Origin of the sequence: Mesorhizobium sp. M7A.F.Ca.CA.004.12.1.1 (genome assembly GCF_003997835.1) — a bacterium.
Classification (GTDB): domain Bacteria; phylum Pseudomonadota; class Alphaproteobacteria; order Rhizobiales; family Rhizobiaceae; genus Mesorhizobium.
In genome coordinates this window covers 1-1,875 of sequence record NZ_RZRK01001017.1, presented here as the reverse complement: position 1 = coordinate 1,875, position 1,875 = coordinate 1, and the positions used below count along the sequence as shown (strand labels likewise).

The following is a 1,875-nucleotide window of genomic DNA, read 5'->3' as shown; positions in this document are numbered from 1 at the left end:
GCGATTGGCTTTCCGTCCGCTGCGCGGACCACTCCCTCACCCCCCTCAAGGGGGAGATCAGCAGCTTCAGCGGATCAGAACTTGTAGCTGAGCCCGACCCGGATATCCTGTGTCTGGAGGTCGACATGGGTTTCCGTAGGCAGACCGGCTGCCACCGAGAGGTCCTGGCTGCCGAAGTCGGAGTAGCGGTATTCGGCCCGCGCGATCCACTTGTCGGTAAAGGCGTGTTCGATGCCGGCTCCAACGGTCCAGCCGACATGGCTGTCGCTGTGGAGCGTTACTTCGGCGGCAGGGCCACCGGCGCTGACCGCAATCAGTTCATACTTGGCCGCGGCGACGCCGGCAGTGATGTAGGGCAAGGTCCGATCGAAAGCATAGCCGGCGCGCAGCCGCGCCGACCCCGACCATTTGAGTTCGCTCTTGAGCAACGTGGTGACACCGCCGCCGCCGGCGTCGAGGGCCGTCAGCCCATCTATATTGCTGTACACAATGTCGGCCTCGGCGCCGATCACGAAGCTGTTCTCCATCTGGTAATTGGCGCCGATATGGACACCGCCGATAAATCCGTTCGGATCGGTGGAGACATTGAGATCGGTGGCCCCGCCCAGTCCGCCGCCGGCGATGAACAGATTGGATTTTCCGGCCGCGTAGCCGATGTCGACGCCGGCATAGAGTCCGGACCAGTCGTAGCCGGATGCAACAGGCGAAACCTCATTGATATCAGCCGCACACGCCACACCGAGCGGCGCGAGAATGAAGGCCGTTGCGAGAAGAAGAGTTTTCATTGTTGTCTGCTGCCCCATGTTGCTTCCCCACCGCATAAATGAGCTGCGGAGATCCAGCTGTTGTCGAGAAATCCGGTGTTGCATTGTCCGCTGGCTGCGTCTTGGGCTGGGCCGCACCCGAATTGTCGGGGAAAGCATCGCAGCGCTTTCCCGGCTGGTGTGGCCATTCGGCCTCAGTCGATTGGCGTGTCGTGTATCCAGCGGGGTTGGCGGCCGGCGAGACTACCTGGCACTGCCCGGTGTCGAGCCGAATCGGCGGCGGAAGCAGCGGTTGAAATAGGAGACGTCGGAGAAGCCGCTGAGCAGCGCGATCTCGCTGATCCGCATGCGGTCATTGTGCCTGTCGCGGAGCATGCGATGCGCCCTTTGCAAGCGCAGTTCGAGAATGCGCTCGGCAAAGCTCACCCCGGTTTCCTGCAGCAGGTCATGGACATAGCGAACGGAGAGCCGCAATTGCCCGGCAACGCCCTGCGCCGAAATGGCGGGATCGGCGAAATTATCCCTCATCTTCTGCAGTATGGCTTGCAGCCTTGCCGCGCGCAGGCCGCGCAGGCCCGCCAGTTCGGCCGCTTCGCCCTTGGCGCCGGTCGCAAGGCCGATCAGGTCGACGATCGTTTCGGTGGCGTGGCCGATGAGGTCGGGCGAGACCAGCGCCGGGCCTGCTTCCAGGAAGCTGCAATAGCGCTTGAGCATGCCGAGCGCCTCATTGTCGGCTCCAACGGTCAACGCCAGCCGATCCTCGATATGAGCGAAGGCATTTTCCAGCACGGCACGAGGGAGCACCACATTGGCCCAGACATTGCTGTCGCCGCCGGTCATCTGCAACGCTTCCGAAGCCGAGACCAGTGCGGCCTCGCCTTTGCCGACGTGATAATCGCGGCCAATCTGCGTGCCGCTGAGCACCGTATCGCCATTGTTCACCAGCAGCAGATAGCCGTCGCGACCGTCGGCGGCGATATTGCCCGCCTTGCGGCTGGCATGACGGATCGTCCCGGCCATCTGCCCAAGCACCAGCGAGCCGACAGCGGTGGCTTCGATCGCGGCTTCGAACGACAGTCTCTCCGAAATCGTGTATTCGACCGACCATATC

At 62.8% G+C, this 1,875-nt stretch carries 2 protein-coding genes; both read right to left on the bottom strand.

What is annotated here, in order from left to right; translation table 11 throughout:
• Window positions 1-74: 74 nt before the first annotated feature.
• Window positions 75-785, bottom strand: a complete 711-nt coding sequence (locus EN984_RS33025; protein WP_164748938.1) for an outer membrane protein — start codon at window positions 783-785, stop codon at window positions 75-77.
• Window positions 786-1,007: 222 nt separating this feature from the next.
• Window positions 1,008-1,875 (bottom strand): AraC family transcriptional regulator (locus EN984_RS33020; RefSeq protein WP_164765851.1); only part of this gene is annotated, 868 nt, incomplete at its 5' end.

What these genes read in the sequence shown, in the direction of transcription:
- EN984_RS33025 (WP_164748938.1), bottom strand. Translation starts at nt 785, where the DNA reads ATGAAAACTCTTCTTCTCGCAACGGCCTTCATTCTCGCGCCGCTCGGT.